Genomic DNA, 17,197 nt, shown 5'->3' with positions numbered 1-17,197 from the left:
AGCTCGCCACCCGCTACCGAGCCGGACTCCAACTCGCCTCACTCATCCTCTGGCTCCGCCAACCAGCGACATGATCATTGTCAGACACACCCTAGCCCCCACCCAGCTCCCGATGCCGCGCCGCCAACCCCGCCGCACCAACCTCCGTCAGCCCCCCGAACACGCGCAGTCGCGAAACCCCGCCGTCCGGGAAAATATCCATCCGGACCTCTGTCGCCACCACCGCCGCCCCCAGCGCGAACCTGTGGTTCGTATCCGGCTGCAACCTCGTCCTGGCCAGGATCTCCGTCCACTCCCCCGTCTCCCCGTCCCGTACCGACAGCGTCGCCCACCCGGCAGCGTTGCCCTTCAGATACGCCGTGTCGATCTCGATCGCGCGGATCTCGGCCTGCGCCGCCAGCCGGTAGTGGATCCAGTCGTTCCCCTTGTCCCGGCGGCGCCGGGTCTCCCAGCCGTCGTCCATCTTCCGGGAGCGGCCCGGCTGGATGGTGTTCGTGGCGGGCGAGTAGAAGCGGTCGGAGGCGTCCTCCACCCGGCCGCCGTTCTCCAGCGCGACGAGGTCGAACGTACCGAGGACACCGAGCCACGCCGGGTCGGGCGCGACCTCCCCGTACACGCGGAGACGGGCGATCCCGCCATCGGGATGCTGGTTCACCCGCAGGTGGGTGAAGCGCTGTTCCACGTCGACCGCGAAGCCGTTCGCGGCGTGGCCGCCGATGGCCGTACGGGGCACCAGGGCCGTCCACTTCACACCGTCGCCGAGCAGTTCCTCCGGCGACGGGGAGCCCGGCAGCGAGGTGGCCTCCACCGAGACCGCCTGCGGGTAGTTGCCGCGGAAGTGGGCGGTGTCGACGACGATCCCCCGGATCACCCCCGGCGCGCCGAGCCTGATCAGTGCCCAGTCGTGGTCCTGGTCGGTGGGGTGCGGCCGGTCGGCGCCGGAACCGCGGCGGCGGCGGGTCTCCCAGCCGTCCATGATCTTGCCCTTGTGGCCGAAGCGCTCCGGGTCGAACTCCGCCGCTCCGGGCTTCAGCAGGTTCTCGCGTTCGGCGAAGAACTCGTCGTTGGCGGCGATGACACCGGCCCCCAGCCGGCGGTCGGCGAGATCGGCGAGGTGGGCGAAGGGGAAGACGCTGGTGCGGTAGTCGGCGTACGGGTCACCGCCGCCGTACGGGCGGGCGTCACCGGTGAACAGGGCTTCGGGCACGGTCAGTTGTTCCTTTCGAGCAGTCGGCCGGTGGGCTCCGCGAGCACGCCGTCATGGACGATCCGGGTGCCGCGCAGCCAGGTGGATCCGACGACGCCGTACAGCGTCCTGCCCGCGTACGCCGTCACCTGATTGCGATGGTGGAGGCGGGCAGGGTCGACGGTGAAGGTCTCGTCGGGCGCGAGGACCGCGAAGTCGGCGTCGCGGCCCGCCTCGATGGCGCCCTTGCGGGGCAGTCCGGCGAGCGCGGCGGGGGCCGTCGACATCCAGCGGACGACGTCCTCCAGCGGCCGGCCGCGCCGGCGGGCCTCGGTCCAGAGCGCCGGCAGTCCCAGCTGGAGCGAGGAGATACCGCCCCAGGCGGTCGCGAAGTCGGGGGTCTTGAGATCGGTGGTGCAGGGCGAGTGGTCGGAGACGACACAGTCGATGGTGCCGTCGATGAGGCCCTGCCAGAGCGCGTCCTGGTTCGCGGCCTCGCGGATCGGTGGGCAGCACTTGAACTCCGTGGCCCCGTCCGGGACTTCCTCCGCGGTGAGGGTCAGGAAGTGCGGACACGACTCGACGGTGATCCGTACGCCGTCCCGCTTGGCCTCGGCGATCAGCGGCAGCGCGTCGGACGACGACAGATGCAGTACATGGACCCGGGCGTCGAGCCGCCGGGCCTGGGCGATCAGGCTCGTGATCGCGGCGTTCTCGGCGCCGCGCGGCCGGGACGCCAGGAAGTCGGCGTAGGCGGGACCGCTTCGCCGGGGCGCGGACGCCAGTTCGCGCGGGTCCTCGGCGTGGACGATCAGCAGCCCGCCGAAGCCGGCGATCTCCGCGAGCGAGCGGCCGAGTTGTTCCTGGTCCAGCGCGGGGAATTCGTCGACTCCGGACGGCGACAGGAAGCTCTTGAAGCCGAAGACCCCGGCGTCGTACAGCGGGCGCAGATCCTTGACGTTGTCCGGGACGGCGCCGCCCCAGAAGCCGACGTCGACATGGGCTTTCGTACGGGCCACCTCGCGCTTGGTGCGCAGCTGGGCGGCGGTGGTGGTGGGCGGCAGGGAGTTCAGCGGCATGTCGAGGAGCGTGGTGATCCCGCCGGCCGCAGCCGCGCGCGTGGCGGTCCAGAAGCCTTCCCACGCGGTGCGTCCCGGGTCGTTCACATGGACGTGTGTGTCGACGAGGCCGGGGAGCACGACATCGCCGCCGACGTCCTCCAGCCGGGCGCCGGGCGGCACCTGCGCGTCGTACGGCAGGACGCCCGCGATCCTGCCGTCGGCGACGGCGATCGAGGCCGCCCGCGTCCCCTCGGGGGTGATGACGCGCGTCGAACGCAGTACCAGGCTCACATCGGACACCGGTGCCCCTCACTGAGCGAGTTTCAACGAACTGTTGAAGGAGTCTTCACTCCGGATCCCGGCCAGTCAAGACCGGACCGGACCTGACCGTTTCCACAGAGTGAAAAGTTTATTTCGCGATATAGAATGGACGGATCGCACACCATCGACCGCGGGCACCGGACAGAAACGTCCTGACCGGCAGATACGCTCCACCATTGATCAGGTACCCGGTCGCACGGCCCGGTAGGCTGCTTGCCTGCCCCGCCCGCCTCGAAAGGACCGTTGACGTGCCGTCGTCCAGCGCCAGCACCACCGACGCCACCAAATCCGCCCCCGCCAGCGGCGGTGTCCAGTCCCTTGAGCGCGCCTTCGACCTGCTCGAACGAATGGCGGACGCGGGCGGCGAGGTCGGGCTCAGCGAGCTCTCGGCGAGCAGCGGGCTGCCGCTGCCGACCATCCACCGGCTGATGCGCACGCTGGTGGCCTGCGGCTATGTGCGCCAGCAGGCCAACCGCCGGTACGCGCTCGGCCCCCGGCTGATCCGGCTCGGCGAGTCCGCGTCGCGACTGCTCGGCACCTGGGCGCGGCCCTATCTGGCCCGGCTGGTCGAGGAGACCGGCGAGACGGCGAACATGGCGCTGCTCGACGGCGACGAGATCGTGTATGTCGCGCAGGTCCCCTCGAAGCACTCGATGCGGATGTTCACCGAGGTCGGCCGGCGGGTGCTGCCGCACTCCACGGGCGTGGGCAAGGCGCTGCTCGCGCACATCTCGCCGGAGGAGGTCCGCGCCCTGCTGTCCCGTACGGGGATGCCGGCCGCCACCGAGAAGACGATCACGACGCCCGACGGGTTCCTGGACGCCCTGGAAGTGGTGCGCCGGGCAGGGTACGCGGTCGACGACAACGAGCAGGAGATCGGCGTCCGCTGCCTGGCGGTTCCGGTCCCCGACTCCCCCACGGCCGCGGCCATCTCCATCTCGGGTCCGGCGGGCCGGGTGACGGAGGAGGCCACGGAACGGATCGTCCCGGTGCTCCAGGAGGTCGCACGGGATCTTGCCGAGGCGCTGGCGAACACGGCACAGGCACAGACACACGCCTGAGCCTCCCGATGGGCCCCGTCGAGGGCCCGCGGGGCGGGATGGGCCCCGTCAGAGCCTGCGGGGCGCGTCTCCGAAGAGATCGACCGCGGCCCGTACGCCCATCAGCGCCTGCCCCAGCGCGCTGACCGAACCGATCGAGCCCACGATCAGCAGCAGCGACCGGCGCATACGGGATGCCTCGGGGGCGCCGCTCGCCACCATCGCGGCAAGCGCGGCCAGCTCGTCCTCAGCGATGGCGCGGTCCTTGAACTCGGCCTGATATCCGGCCAGTTCACGCCTGAGCCGGGACACCGCGGCACGCAGCTCCGCGACCCTCGGGTCCTCGCCCTTCTCCACCACCGGCGCCTGCCCCGCGCTCCGCAACAAAGCTCTCCCCCTTGCCCCTCGCCCGCACACGCCCTTGCGCCGGGCACATTCCTGTACCGGTACATCCCAAAAGGCCGACTCCTCGGACGGTGGTCAAGCGCCAAGGTTCGCGGGCAAGTTAACGCCATTACGCGCGGTACGCGCCACTCCACGGACCGAAGTGGGACGGAATGAGGTAGGCAGTACCCATGCCAGTACCCACGTCGGGCACATCGGACGACACGAACCCGCCCGCCCCACCCCCTCCCGTGATCGCCGGACTGCTGCTCGCCGCCGGTGGCGGGCGCAGGCTCGGGGGGCGGCCCAAGGCGTTGCTGACGCATCGGGGGCGGCCACTGGTCGAGCATGGCGCGCGTGCGCTGCGCGAGGGGGGATGCGGTCCGGTGCATGTGGTGCTGGGGGCGGCGGCGCGGGAGGTACGCGGCCGGGCCGAACTGCCGGGATACGTGCTGGTCGACAATCCGCGCTGGGCCGAGGGCATGGGGTCCTCACTGCGCGCGGGGCTCGCCTCGCTGGCGGGTACGGACGCGGAGGCGGTGGTGGTGCTGCTGGTGGACCAGCCGGGGATCGGCGCGGCGGCGGTGGCCCGCGTGGTGGGCGCGTACCGCACCCCGGATTCGCTCGTGGCGGCCTCCTACGACGGGAAGCGCGGCCATCCCGTGCTGTTCGGCGCGCGCCGATGGGCGGAGATCTCGGCGGACGCGGAGGGCGATCGCGGGGCGCGCGCGTACCTGCGGGTACACGAGAACGAGATCGTGCGGGTGGAGTGCGGGGATGTCGCGCGGGCGTATGACATCGACACGGAGGAAGATCTGTCGCACCTTGAGTAAGGACGGTGGCACTCGGCGCCAGGGTCTGTCGACCCGGAGAATCTCGACATCAACAAACCATTGAACTTCCACCATGAGGAAACTACTATCCACAGGTCAGAGCGTCCGCCCCCTGAACGGCGCCCGCGACCGTACCCCCCACGCCTCGGCACTCCGTGCCGTCCTGGGCCGGCCGGCGGTCCCTGGCACCGCCCGTGAAGGAGTGACAACTCATGTCCGCACCAGCGCCCTCCCCGCTGGCCGTCGTCGATGCCGAACCGCTGCCCCGGCAGGACGAGGTGCTCACCGAAGCGGCCCTCACCTTCGTGGCGGAGCTGCACCGGCGGTTCACCCCACGCCGTGACGAGCTGCTCGCCCGCCGCGCCGGGCGCCGGGCCGAGATCGCCCGGACGTCCAGCCTGGACTTCCTGCCGGAGACCGCGGCGATCCGCGCGGACGACAGCTGGCGGGTCGCGCCGTCGCCGGCCGCGCTGGAAGACCGCCGGGTGGAGATCACCGGTCCGACCGACCGGAAGATGGCCATCAACGCGCTCAACTCCGGTGCCCGGATCTGGCTCGCCGACTTCGAGGACGCCTCCGCCCCCACCTGGGAGAACGTGATCCTCGGTCAGCTCAATCTGAGCGACGCGTACCACCGCCGTATCGACTTCACCGACCCGCGCTCGGGCAAGTCGTACGCCCTCAAGGAAGCCGATGAGCTCGCGACCGTCGTGATGCGCCCGCGCGGCTGGCATCTGGCGGAGCGTCACCTCCAGCTGAACGGTGAGCAGGTGCCGGGCGCGCTGGTCGACTTCGGTCTGTACTTCTTCCACAACGCCAAGCGCCTGATCGAGCTGGGCAAGGGCCCGTACTTCTACCTGCCGAAGACGGAATCGCATCTGGAGGCCCGCCTCTGGAACGATGTCTTCGTCTTCGCCCAGGACTACGTGGGCATTCCGCGGGGGACCGTCCGCGCGACCGTGCTGATCGAGACGATCACCGCCGCGTACGAGATGGAGGAGATCCTCTACGAGCTGCGCGACCACGCCTCCGGGCTGAACGCGGGACGCTGGGACTATCTCTTCTCGATCGTCAAGAACTTCCGCGACGGCGGCGCCAAGTTCGTCCTGCCGGACCGCAACGCGGTCACGATGGCGGCCCCGTTCATGCGCGCGTACACCGAACTGCTCGTCCGCACCTGCCACAAGCGGGGCGCCCACGCGATCGGCGGCATGGCGGCCTTCATCCCGTCCCGGCACGACGCCGAGGTCAACAAGGTCGCCTTCGAGAAGGTCAAGGCCGACAAGGACCGTGAGGCGCACGACGGCTTCGACGGCTCCTGGGTCGCCCACCCCGATCTGGTCCCGATCGCCATGGCCTCCTTCGACGCGGTCCTCGGCGACCGCCCGAACCAGAAGGACCGGCTGCGCGAGGACGTCTCCGTCGCCGCGGGCGATCTGATCGCCATCGACTCGCTCGACGCGCGGCCCACGTACGAGGGGCTGCGCAACGCCGTCCAGGTCGGCATCCGCTACATCGAGGCGTGGCTGCGCGGCATGGGCGCGGTCGCGATCTTCCATCTGATGGAGGACGCGGCGACCGCGGAGATCTCGCGTTCGCAGATCTGGCAGTGGATCAACGCGGGCGTCGAGTTCGACCACGACGGCCGCACCGTACGCGCCACACCGGAGCTGGCCCGCACCCTCGCCGCCGACGAACTCGCCGCGATCCGCGCCGAGATCGGCGAGGATGCCTTCACCGCCGGCCGCTGGCAGCAGGCCCACGATCTGCTGCTGACGGTCGCGCTGGACGACGACTACGCGGACTTCCTCACGCTCCCGGCGTACGAGCAACTGCGCGGCTGACGCCACGCGGTGAACGGACCGCCCCCGGTGCCCCGCACGGCGCCGGGGGCTTCCGCGTGCCCGGCCGCCCTCGGCCTCGGCCTCTGTCTCTGTCCCTCTCCCTGTCTCAGAGGGTCTTGGGTGACGGAAGCCTCGGTACGCTCGCGATCAGCCGTCGCGAGTAGGGGTGCGAGGGCGAGCCCAGGACCGACGCCGTGTCGCCCTGCTCCACGACCCGCCCGTGTTCCAGCACCGCCGTCCGCTCGCACAGCGCCGCCACCACCGACAGGTCGTGCGAGACCATCGCGATGGTCAGCCCCCGTGTCTCCTTCAGCTCGATGAGCAGGTCGACGATCCTGACGCGGGTGGTGACATCGAGCGCGCTCACCGGTTCGTCGGCGAGCAGCACCCGGGGCTCGCACACCGTGGCCCTGGCGATGGCGATGCGCTGGCGCTGGCCGCCGGAGAACTCGTGCGGATAGCGGCGGGCGGCGTCGGCGGGAAGGCCGACGGCCGCCAGCGCGGCGGCGACCCGTGGGTCCTCCTCCCCGCGCGCCACCGGCCGGCTCAGACCGAGCGAGCGCAGTGGCTCCGCGACGATGCCGCTGACCCGCTGCCGGGGGTCGAGCGAGGAGTACGGGTCCTGGAACACGCTCTGTACGCCGCGCCGGAAGCGGCGCATCTGTTCGCGGTCGCGCTGCCTGAGCTCGTCCCCGTCGAACAGGATCCGTCCGCTCGTGGGGCGGGTGAGGCCGAGCAGCAGTCGCAGCACCGTGGTCTTGCCCGCCCCGGACTCGCCGACCAGCCCGAGGCTGCGGCCCGCGGTGATGTCGAGGGAGACGTCGTGCAGGACAGGGGGCGCGCCCCGGTAGGCGAACCCCGCGTCCCGCGCGGCCAGGATCGCGGGGCCGGCGGCGGCCCGGGGGCCCGGCACCGGGGTGGCCGGGATCGGAGTGGTCATCGGACGATCCGTTCCAGTGCGCTTTCGAGGTGCCGGGCGCTGTCCACCAGATCCCGGGTGTACGGATGCCGGGGGCGCCGCACGATGTCGTCCACGCTGCCGGACTCGACGGCCGCCCCGTCCTTGAGCACCAGGACGTGATCGGTCACGGACGAGACCACCGCCAGGTCATGGCTGACGAACAGCAGCGCCATGTCCCGCTGGGCGACCAGCCCGTCCAGCAGCGCGAGCACATCCGACTGGACGGTGACATCGAGGGCGGTGGTGGGCTCGTCCGCGATCAGCAGGGCCGGTTCGCAGGCCAGCGCCATGGCGAGCGCGACCCGCTGGCGCTGTCCGCCGGAGATCTCGTGCGGATAGGCGCGTGTGATCCGTTCGGGGTCGGGGAGCCGTACCTGTTCGAGGGCTTCCGCCACGGCGCGGCGCAGCGCCGGTCCGCGCAGCCCGCGCCACCGGCGCAGCGGTTCGGCGAGCTGGCCGCCGATCCGCATCAGCGGGTCGAGCGCGGTGAGGGGTTCCTGGAAGACGACGGTGGCGGCCCGCCCGCGCAGAGCGGTCAGCCGCCGCTCGGTCGCGCCGATGACTTCGGTGCCCGGTGCGTCCGGGGCCGTCCTCAGGACGATGCTGCCCGAGGCGTTCATGCCGGGCGGCAGCAGGCCCAGCACGGCGAGCGCGGTGAGGGACTTGCCCGAGCCGGACTCGCCGACCAGGCCGAGCCGGGAGCCCGCGCCGATCGAGAACGTCAGGCCGGAGACCAGCGTCCGGCCCTGGTCGGTGCGGATCGTCAGTCCGTTGACGTCGAGCACCCGTGTATCGCGCGCGTTCATCGGGTCCTCCGCCGGGTGGGGTCGAGGGTGTCGCGCAGTCCGTCGGCGATCAGATTGACGCCCACGACCAGCATGACCAGCAGTACTCCGGGGGCGATGACCCCGGTGGGGGCGGTGAACACGGTCGCCTGTGCCTCTTGGAGCATGCGCCCCCAGGACGCGTTCGGCGGCGGGGCGCCGAGCCCGAGGAACGACAGACTCGCCTCGGCCATCACGGCGAGGCCGAACTGCTGGGCGAGGTTCACCACCAGGGTGGGCCAGATATTGGGCAGCACGTGGCCGGTGATGACGCGGGGCCAGGAGGTGCCCGAGGTGCGCGCCGCCGTGATGTAGTCCTGCGCCAGCACCCGTTTGACCAGGATCCGGCTCAGCCGGGCCACCACGGCCGTCATCGCGAGCCCGATGGCGAGGATCGCGGAGCTGAGCGAGGCGGAACGGGCCGCCACCATCAGCATCGCCAGCAGAAGGGTGGGGAAGGCGATCAGGACGTCCAGCAGGGTGGAGAGGGTGTCGTCGAGCCATCGGGTGGCGAAGCCCGCGGCGAGACCGAAGCAGACGCCGAGCACCGTCCCGATCGCGATGGCGCCGAGGCCGGCCTCCAGCGCGATGCGCGCGCCGGCCATCAGCTGGGTCAGCAGATCGCGGCCGAGCTTGTCGGTGCCGAGCAGATGCGGCAGTCCGGGCGCCGTGAGCCGGCCGCCCGTCGTGTCGTCGGGGGCGTACGGGACCCAGAACAGCGAGACCAGCGCGGTGACGACGATCAGTCCGAGCAGAACGCAGCCGGTCACCAGGGCCGGGGAGCGTCGGGTACGGGCGGCCGGGGGCTGCTTCGCGCTCTCGACGGCGGGGGTGGCCGGGTCGGGGGCGGCCGACGGGGCGGGGGTGACCGCTTGGGCGGGGTCCGCTGCCTCGTCCGGGCCAGCGGTCGGATCGGTCCGCTCGCTCATCGGGTGCCTCCCGACAGCCGGCCGCGCAGCCGGGGATCGATCAGTCGCTGCGCGAGATCGCTGAGGAACCCGATGACCAGCACCGCGAAGGTGCTCACGAAGAGGACTCCCTGGACCGTGGGGTAGTCGTGCTGGGCGACGGCCTGGGCGAGCAGGCTGCCCAGGCCCGGCAGCGCGAACACCGTCTCGACGACGACCGCGCCGAGCAGGGTGGTGGCGAGTTCGATCCCGAGGACGGAGACGACCGGCACCGCGCCGTTGCGCATGCCGTGCCGCCACATCGCGCGGTTGAAGGACGAGCCCAGGGCCCTGGCCGTACGCAGATAGTCACTGCCGAGGACATCCAGCGCGGCGGACCGTACGTACCGGATGAGGGAGGCCGACATGACCAGCGCGACGGTGATCACCGGCAGGGCCAGCGAGGTGAGCGCCTCCCCCGGCCGTGCCCAGCCGTCCTGCGGAAAGCCTCCCGCGGGCAGCACTCCGAGGCGCAGCGCGAAGACGGTGATGAGGATCATCCCGATCCAGAAGACCGGTACGGCGATACCGAGTTGGGAGATCCCGCTGATCAGCGTCCCGTACCAGGTGGCCGACCGGTGGGCCGCGATGAAGCCGACGGGGACGGCGATCACCACGGCCAGCAGGAAGGAGAGCAGTGTCAGCGGGACGGTGACATCGAGCCGGGAGGTGATCTCCGGGCCGACCGGGAGTGTACTAACGAACGAGTTCCCCAGGTCGAAGGTGGCCAGCTGGTGGAGCCAGTGGACGAACTGTTCCGGAACGGGGCGGTCCGAGCCGATCTCGTGGCGGGCGGCGGCGATCTGCTCCGGGCTCGCGCCGACCGAGAGCAGGGAGTTCGCCGGGTCGCCGGGGAGCAGCCGCAGCAGCAGGAAGAGCACCACGCTGGCCAGGAACAGTGAGCCGACCAGGAAGGCCAGCCGTCGCAGCAGGTAGGAGATCATCAGGCGGGGGACCGATCGACGGAAGCGGGGATTCCGCCGTACGGGCACGGAGTGAGGCGGCCGGGCCCGCACGGCGGGGCGGAGCGTCGGCTCTGCTGGAGCTTCGGCTCGGGTGGAACTTCGGCTCGGGTGGGAGCGTCAGCTCGGGTGGGAGCGTCAGCTCTTCTTGATGCCGTAGGCGTAGAACTGCGAGTTGAGACCGTTGAGCGGGTAGCCCGACAGCTTGGTGTTGGCCACCACGATCTGCGGGTAGAGGTAGAGCCAGTCACTCGCCGCGTCCTCGGCGATCTGCCGGTTGACCTTCTTCAGCAGGGCCGTCTGCTGGTCGGTGGTGTCCGACTGCTCGGCCTGCTTCACCCACGCGGCGACCTGCTTGTTGTCGTAGCCCCAGTAGAAGTCCGGGTCGCCGTACCAGACGATGTCGCGGTCGTTGACATGTTCCTGGAGCGTCGCGCTGAAGTCGTGGTTCTTGTAGACCTTGGTGTACCACTCGTCCGGCGTGATGACGTTGATGTCGACCTTGATACCGACCTTGGCCAGCTCCGACTTGATGAAGGTGGCGGCCGTCGGGTGCGGGTCGTAGTTGGGGGTGTCGAGCGTGAAGCTGAAGCCCTTGGGGTAGCCGGCCTCCGCGAGCTGCTTCTTGGCGAGCGTCGTGTCGTACGGGTTGACCTTGGTGAGGTCCTCGTACCAGGGGTCGGTGGGCGGGACCATCGAGCCGATCAGAGTGCCGTGGTCGCCCCAGACCGATTGGAGCAGCTTCTTGTTGTCGATCGCGGAGCTGACGGCCTTGCGTACCTTGACGTTGTCGAACGGCTTGACCCGGTCGTTGAAGGCCAGCAGCAGCTTGGTGGTCGAGTTCCCGTCGTTGACCTTGTAGTTCGGGTTGTTCTTGAACTGGTCGAGGGCGTCCGGGCTCTGCTCGCTGGTCACCGCGTCCACGGCGTTGGTGAGCAGCGCGTTGTTGAGGGCGGTCGCGTCCTTGTAGTAGTGGAAGACGACCTTCGCGTTGGTCGCCGCCGTACCCCAGTACCCCGGGAAGCGCGCCAGGCTGAGCGCGGAGCCCCGGGTCCACTTGTCCAGGGTGTAGGGGCCGGTGCCGTCCTCCGAGGTCTTGAGGTCCTTGGCCGCGGAGTTGACCACCCACACATAGCTGAGGTTGTAGACGAACGAGATCGACTTGGACGACAGGGTCACCTTGACGGTGGCCGGGTCCGGGGTCGTGATCGACGTGACCATGTCGAAGCTGCTCTTGCGCGCCGACTGGGAGTTCCCGGCGCGGACCTTCTCGATGCTGTACTTGACATCGGCGGAGGTGAGCGCCTCGCCCGAGTGGAACTTCACGCCGTCGCGCAGGGTGAAGGTGTACGTGAGGCCGTCCGGGCTGACGGTGTAGTCCTTGGCGAGCTGCTTCTCGACCTTGCCGCTGTCGGTGAGCTTGAACAGCCCCTCGTAGACATTGCCGTTGAGCGCCTCGGTCACGCCCTGGCCACCGCCTCCGGTGTTGTCCAGATTCTGCGGTTCGTAGAGCGAGCCGATCCCGACGGTCGCGTTCTTGTCGTACGAGCCGGAGGGCGAATTACTCGTTTTGTCGGCCCCGGAACCGCAGGCGGTGAGGGCGAGGGACAGGGTGACCACCAGGGTGCCGCCGAGCAGCGGTACGGACTTTCTCATCACTTCTACTCCTGATCGACTGCCGGACGGGTCCCCGGGAGGGGTGGTGGGATCCGGCTGTGGTGCCTCGGGTGTGCTCAGTTGACCGAGTAGCCGTCGCGGAAGACCGGAACCTTCTCGCCCGCCTCGACGGGCAGGTGCAGCCGGTTCTGCCGCGGCGGCAGTGGACAGTTGTACTGAGCGGAGAATCCGCACGGCGGCACGAAGGCGCGGTTGAAGTCCAGTACGACCGTTTCGTCGCCGGCCTCGCGCGGGACGAACAGGAAGCGGCCGGCGCCGTAGGTGTCGCCGCCGTTCGTCGGGTCACCGAAGACCAGGAGGAGCGTCCCGTCGTCGTCGAAGGCCGACAGCGTGTAGTCCACACCGTCCAGTGTGAGGTGAATATCGCCGGGGACAACCAGTTCGCGACTGCCTCCGCTGTCGCGAATATGCTCGAACGGCACCCGGCGGTCGGTGGATACCGGAGTGAAGGTGGCCTCTATCACCCAGTCCGGATGGAACGGATACGCGGCGATATGCGAGAAATGCTGGATGGCCGGAGCGTCCGCGTCCCAGAAGCGCAGCGCCTCTTCCGGCTCGCCGGTGTGGAGGTTGGTCCGCCGCACGGTGGTGAGGGTCACACCGTCCGGGACCACGGTCCTGGCCTGTTCCTCGGCGGCGTCCACTCCGGGATCCAGCCACCGGGTCTCTATCAGCGCCAAGTTGCCGACGGGGCCGGTCACGGCGGTCCGCCGCGCGGTGTGCCACGCCCCCAGCGCCGCCTGGGCCTCCTCGGCCGGCTCGGAAGAACGGGTATGCACGGACATGCGGGACTCGCTCCGGTCTGACGGAATGGTTTGATCCCGCGCGGCGTCGCTGTGGGGTCTGGAACGACTGGATCGTACATACATGGGGTTATTTCAAGCCACGATTGACCATCATTCGAGACAGATTGTCTCTCTCCTTGTCTCTCTCCTGTTTCTCGCCCGGCACGGCGGGGTGTGACGGCGGGCCCAGTGGTCGGGTTCCGGAGCGATGAGTTTCGGTGGCCGGACCGGTCTACGTCATATGGATACTCAGACACAGATGGAACCGTTCGACCTGGGGCCTGCTTGCCGCGAGGTGGCGCGGCTGCTGGGAGATATCAAGGATGATCAGCTCGCCGGCCCGACGCCCTGTCCCGACTACGCGGTACGGGAGGTGCTGGCGCATCTCGTCGGGCTGACGGTGGCGTTCCGCGACGCCGCGGCGAAGAAGTCGGGGCCGACGACGGACACACCGCCGAACACGTCCCTTCCCGTGCTGCTGGACGACTGGCGTGAGGTACTGCCCCGGCAGTTGGACGCGTTGGCCGAGTCCTGGCGTTCGCCCGCCGCCTGGGAGGGCGCCACCCGGGTCGGCGGTGTCGATCTGCCGGGTGCGGTGGCCGGGCTGGTGGCTCTCAATGAAGTGCAGATCCACGGCTGGGACCTGGCACGGAGCACGGGGCAGCCGTATGCCCCCGCCGAAGCGTCGCTCCGGGCGTCGCTCGCGATACTGGCCCCGCCCCCGGCGGCCGGATCCGGCGAATCCGATGGATCGGATGGATCCGATGCGGCCGATGGTCCCGCCGGCTCCGGCCCTGCTCCGGACGGCGTGTTCGGGCCGCCGGTCGCCGTCCCCGCAGACGCCCCGCTGCTGGACCGGGTGATCGGCCTGAGCGGTCGCCGCCCCGACTGGCGGCCCGGGGAATGAGCGGGGCCGGCCGCCCGAGGGTCGGGGGGCTCTGCGGTCGGCCGGCCCGGAACCGATGCCCTATTCATCGACGCGCCCCGAATACGGTCAGTCGGTGGCCGGGACGTCGATGGCCGGGGCGTCGGTGTGCCGGGAGGCGGTGGCCCTGCGCAGCAGTGCGCGGGCCGTCTCCTGGAAGCGCGCGTCCGAGGAGACCACATCCGATTCCAGCCCCGTGCCCCATACCCGGTGGTCCCGTTCCGCCAGGCTGGTCAGGCGGTGGAGCTCGGACTCCGTCAGGGATGCGGGGCCGAGCGCCGCGAGCGCTTCCAGGGCGCCCATCGGGTCCGCGTCGCGTTCGGCGCAGCTCAGGAGTGTGTCCGCGAGACGCGCGTGAGGGGCACGGTCCGCGTGGTGGTGAGTGGTAACTCCGGTGGCCAGCAGGGCCAGGGCCATCGACGGGGCCCGTTCGGGGTCGGCCAGTCCCCGTTCCAGGGCGGGACGGAGCGCCGCCGCGGCCGGGCCGAGCCGGGCGGCGGCGCGGGCGGCGTTCACGGCTGTCCAGCGCATCCACTCGGTGTCCGTCGCCTCCAGGACGGCCGCGATCACCGGCAGCGCTTCCCCGGGATCACCGGTCAGCCTCCACAGGGCCAGGGCGATGTCCAGGTCGGCGTCCAGGCGCGGTGTCGTCACGCGAGCGTCGTCCGTGCTGAGCGCCGCCCGCAGACACGGAACCAGCACGGCGGCGCCCTTGCCGAGATCGGCTGTGGCGCGGGCGGCCTGCCGTACGCGGTGGGGGTCGACCGCCGCGAGTTCCGCGGCGAGGACGGTCAGCAGCGGTTCGAGGTCGCCGGTGATGGAGTGGAGCGCACGCGCGGCGGCGAACCGGCCCGGCTCGGGCCCCGAGACGGCGGCCTTCTCCAGCGGTACGACGGCCCGCCCCGGATCGACGGCGGCCAGCGCGGCGGGCACGAACGCGGGGAACCCGCCGAGCAGCGCGGCCAGTTCGGGGAACGCGGGCGCGGCCCGCTCGCCCCAGGAGGCGAGCAGCCGGATGAGCCGGATCGGCTCGTTCCCGTCGAGTTCCGGCACGGTCAGCCTGGCCCTGGCGGCGACCAGCAGCTCCGGGTGGTACGGAAACGGCCCGTCGTGGCTCGTGCGGGGGAAGGCGCAGGCCGCGCCGAGGGCCGCCGGGCGCTCGGGCAGATCACGCGCGAGCAGCGGGGCCGCCCGCTCGGGGTCCACGACGGCCAGGGCCTTGAGCGCGCGGTCCGCGAGATCGCCGCCCCCGTCGGCGAGCGCCACCAACGCGGGCGCCGCGGCGGCCGCGTACGGCCCGAGCTTGTCCAGGGCGCTGAGGGCGGGCCGGGCCGACGCCGGGTCGTCCAGCAGCGCGATCAGTGGGTTCGCGAGCCGGGCGGGGGCGCTCCTGGACGACACACACGCCTGTTCCGTCGCCCACAGGGCCTCCGCGCGGACATCGTCGTCGGGGACGCGCAGCGCGAAGTCGAGCAGCGCGAACGCCGCCTCGCGATCGGCGGAGGTGCCGCGGTCCAGCAGCGCCTCGACGATGTGGTGCAGCGGTTCCGTCCGCTCCAGGTCGAAGCGGTCGGCGACCAGTGGGTCGGTCGGCAGCAGGGACAGCACGGCCCGATGGCGTGTCCCCGTCCACGGCAGCCCCAGGTCCAGGGAGCCGAAGACCGCGGCGATCCGCAGCTCCCCGGGCTCCCCCGCCTCCAGCGCCGCCGTGACCATGTCCACCGCCGCGCCCGAGGAGTCGAGCAGCACCGCTCCGGCGAGCAACTCGGCCCGTACGAGCGGCTCTTCCTCGCACTCCCAGCGGCGCAGCAGCACCGGAAGGACCGGCTCCACGGCCCCCGTGCGCGCCGCCGCCCAGACCGCCGCCTGCCGCACCGCCCCGTCCTCGGCGTCGACCAGCGGCAGGATCAGGGGCAGTTGGCCGATCACGGCGGCCTGGCACTCGCCGGGCGGCGTGCTGTCGTAGACGGCCTCGCTCTCGGCTATCCCCCCGAGGAGGACCAGCAGATCGTCGGCACGTACCCCGGCGGCGGCCAGCCCGGCGAGATATGGCACGGCCCGCGCGGACGCCTCGTACACCGATCCCTGGTGGAGGATGCGGCTGTACAGCTCGCCCAGGGCCTCCCCCGCCTCCTCCTCGTCCGCACTCGCCAGCGCCCGCAGTTGTTCGGGCAGGTCTTCGGCGCTGCCGTACGCGTGCTCAAGTTCCGCCCACGGCTGGGCATCGAGATCGGCCAATACCTGTACGAGATCCATGGCCAAAACGCTGCCACGGGGGTCTGACAACGACCTCCGGCCGGAGGCGCCCCGCACCGCCCCCCGCAGGAAGCACTATCGCAGCAAGTGACCGGCCCACACTCCTTCTTTACAGACGGATGGGTATACGGCACCTCCCGCCTTTGGTAGGAAAGCTTCCTAACAGATACCGCGCACGAACTCCCCACCCTGGAGGTCAGGTGCCCACCCCCCGCATTCGCACCGTTCTGCTCGCGCTGACGCTGGTCGCGGTGCCCACCGCGTCCGCTGCCCACGCGGCGGCGGAGCCCCCCGCCGCCTCACCCGCCGCCGGCGCCGCCGTGGCGGCGGCCACCGGACTCGACGACCCGGCGAAGAAGGACATCGCCATGCAGCTCGTCTCCAGCGCGGAGAACTCCTCGCTGGACTGGAAGGCGCAGTACGGCTACATCGAGGACATCGGCGACGGCCGCGGCTACACCGCGGGCATCATCGGATTCTGTTCCGGCACCGGCGACATGCTGGACCTCGTCGAGCTGTACACCCAGCGCAAGCCGGGCAACCCGCTCGCCACGTATCTGCCCGCTCTGCGGGCGGTCGACGGCACCGACTCGCACGAGGGCCTCGACCCGGGGTTCAGCGCCGCCTGGAAGCAGGCGGCGAAGGACTCCGCGTTCAAGACCGCACAGAACGACGAACGCGACCGGGTCTACTTCAACCCGGCCGTGAACCGCGGTAAGCAGGACGGCCTGGGCACGCTCGGGCAGTTCGCGTACTACGACGCCATCGTGATGCACGGCGACGGCGGCGACAGCACCAGCTTCAGCAATATCCGCAAGCGCGCGCTGGCCGAGGCGAAGCCCCCGGCCCAGGGCGGAAACCAGACGACGTATCTGCACGCCTTCCTCGACGCCCGCGTCTGGGCGATGAGGCAGGAGGAGGCCCACGAGGACACCAGCCGGGTGGACACCGCGCAGCGGGTGTTCCTCAACAAGGGCAATCTGAACCTGGATCCGCCGCTCGACTGGAAGGTGTACGGCGACAGCTTCCACATCGGCTGACCAGGTGTCGGGCTGACAGGTCAGGCGCTGTCCGAGGCGGGGGGGGCGGGGCCGGGGGGGGGGGGGGCGGGCCCGCCCCCCCGGGTCCCGTCACCCGGATGCCGCCCCGGGCCCGGTGCGGGGGCGCCCGCGCCGGCGCCCCGGGCGGAAC

At 70.9% G+C, this 17,197-nt stretch carries 15 protein-coding genes; 5 read left to right on the top strand and 10 right to left on the bottom strand.

Annotated features, from left to right (window positions below; genetic code table 11):
* Positions 1 to 91 precede the first annotated feature (91 nt).
* A complete protein-coding gene (gene alc, locus ACIRQP_RS39405) occupies positions 92 to 1,207 on the bottom strand; it encodes an allantoicase (RefSeq protein WP_403899824.1) in 1,116 nt (371 codons plus the stop codon).
* 2 nt (positions 1,208 to 1,209) lie between these two features.
* The gene (allB, locus tag ACIRQP_RS39400; protein WP_403899822.1) at positions 1,210 to 2,547 is read right to left on the bottom strand and encodes an allantoinase AllB; all 1,338 of its coding nucleotides are present in this window, start codon (positions 2,545 to 2,547) and stop codon (positions 1,210 to 1,212) included.
* A gap of 269 nt (positions 2,548 to 2,816) precedes the next feature.
* Between allB and ACIRQP_RS39395 the strand changes: the two genes are divergently transcribed.
* On the top strand, positions 2,817 to 3,629 hold the full coding sequence (locus tag ACIRQP_RS39395; RefSeq protein ID WP_403899820.1) for an IclR family transcriptional regulator: 813 nt from the start codon (positions 2,817 to 2,819) through the stop codon (positions 3,627 to 3,629).
* 48 nt (positions 3,630 to 3,677) lie between these two features.
* Here the strand turns inward: ACIRQP_RS39395 and ACIRQP_RS39390 are convergent, their stop codons facing one another.
* Complete coding sequence (locus ACIRQP_RS39390; protein ID WP_403899818.1) at positions 3,678 to 3,995, bottom strand: DUF5955 family protein; 318 nt, start codon at positions 3,993 to 3,995, stop codon at positions 3,678 to 3,680.
* Positions 3,996 to 4,183: 188 nt separating this feature from the next.
* Here ACIRQP_RS39390 and ACIRQP_RS39385 point away from each other — a divergent pair, with 188 nt between their 5' ends.
* Both ACIRQP_RS39385 and aceB read left to right on the top strand, forming a co-directional pair.
* Complete coding sequence (locus tag ACIRQP_RS39385) at positions 4,184 to 4,825, top strand: NTP transferase domain-containing protein (protein WP_403899816.1); 642 nt, start codon at positions 4,184 to 4,186, stop codon at positions 4,823 to 4,825.
* A 212-nt stretch (positions 4,826 to 5,037) separates the two neighbouring features.
* A complete protein-coding gene (aceB, locus tag ACIRQP_RS39380; protein ID WP_403899814.1) occupies positions 5,038 to 6,669 on the top strand; it encodes a malate synthase A in 1,632 nt (543 codons plus the stop codon).
* 106 nt (positions 6,670 to 6,775) lie between these two features.
* Here the strand turns inward: aceB and ACIRQP_RS39375 are convergent, their stop codons facing one another.
* From ACIRQP_RS39375 to ACIRQP_RS39350, 6 genes are all read right to left on the bottom strand, one after another.
* The gene (locus ACIRQP_RS39375; RefSeq protein WP_403899812.1) at positions 6,776 to 7,609 is read right to left on the bottom strand and encodes an ABC transporter ATP-binding protein; all 834 of its coding nucleotides are present in this window, start codon (positions 7,607 to 7,609) and stop codon (positions 6,776 to 6,778) included.
* Positions 7,606 to 8,436, bottom strand: coding sequence for an ATP-binding cassette domain-containing protein (locus tag ACIRQP_RS39370; protein ID WP_403899810.1), 831 nt, complete (start codon positions 8,434 to 8,436; stop codon positions 7,606 to 7,608). Before ACIRQP_RS39370 ends, ACIRQP_RS39375 begins: the two co-directional genes overlap by 4 nt.
* A complete protein-coding gene (locus ACIRQP_RS39365; RefSeq protein ID WP_403899808.1) occupies positions 8,433 to 9,383 on the bottom strand; it encodes an ABC transporter permease in 951 nt (316 codons plus the stop codon). Before ACIRQP_RS39365 ends, ACIRQP_RS39370 begins: the two co-directional genes overlap by 4 nt.
* Positions 9,380 to 10,345, bottom strand: coding sequence for an ABC transporter permease (locus ACIRQP_RS39360; protein ID WP_403899805.1), 966 nt, complete (start codon positions 10,343 to 10,345; stop codon positions 9,380 to 9,382). Before ACIRQP_RS39360 ends, ACIRQP_RS39365 begins: the two co-directional genes overlap by 4 nt.
* Before the next feature lie 156 nt (positions 10,346 to 10,501).
* Entirely contained in the window at positions 10,502 to 12,019 is a 1,518-nt protein-coding gene (locus ACIRQP_RS39355) for an ABC transporter substrate-binding protein (RefSeq protein ID WP_403899802.1), read from the bottom strand.
* Positions 12,020 to 12,096: 77 nt separating this feature from the next.
* Positions 12,097 to 12,825, bottom strand: coding sequence for a DUF1684 domain-containing protein (locus ACIRQP_RS39350; RefSeq protein WP_403899799.1), 729 nt, complete (start codon positions 12,823 to 12,825; stop codon positions 12,097 to 12,099).
* Positions 12,826 to 13,084: 259 nt separating this feature from the next.
* Between ACIRQP_RS39350 and ACIRQP_RS39345 the strand changes: the two genes are divergently transcribed.
* Positions 13,085 to 13,732 carry a TIGR03086 family metal-binding protein gene (locus ACIRQP_RS39345; RefSeq protein WP_403899797.1) on the top strand — a complete coding sequence of 216 codons (648 nt, stop codon included), beginning with the start codon at positions 13,085 to 13,087 and terminating at the stop codon, positions 13,730 to 13,732.
* Positions 13,733 to 13,819: 87 nt separating this feature from the next.
* On the opposite strand, the gene ACIRQP_RS39340 is transcribed toward ACIRQP_RS39345, so the two are convergent.
* The gene (locus ACIRQP_RS39340; RefSeq protein WP_403899794.1) at positions 13,820 to 16,006 is read right to left on the bottom strand and encodes a hypothetical protein; all 2,187 of its coding nucleotides are present in this window, start codon (positions 16,004 to 16,006) and stop codon (positions 13,820 to 13,822) included.
* 200 nt (positions 16,007 to 16,206) lie between these two features.
* On the opposite strand from ACIRQP_RS39340, the gene ACIRQP_RS39335 reads away from it, so the two are divergent.
* A complete protein-coding gene (locus tag ACIRQP_RS39335; RefSeq protein WP_403899791.1) occupies positions 16,207 to 17,046 on the top strand; it encodes a chitosanase in 840 nt (279 codons plus the stop codon).
* The last annotated feature ends 151 nt before the right edge of the window (positions 17,047 to 17,197 follow it).

This window comes from Streptomyces sp. NPDC102274, assembly GCF_044766385.1.
GTDB lineage: Bacteria > Actinomycetota > Actinomycetes > Streptomycetales > Streptomycetaceae > Streptomyces.
Note: the sequence above shows the minus strand (reverse complement) of the source record. Positions and strands in the feature narration are given on the sequence as shown.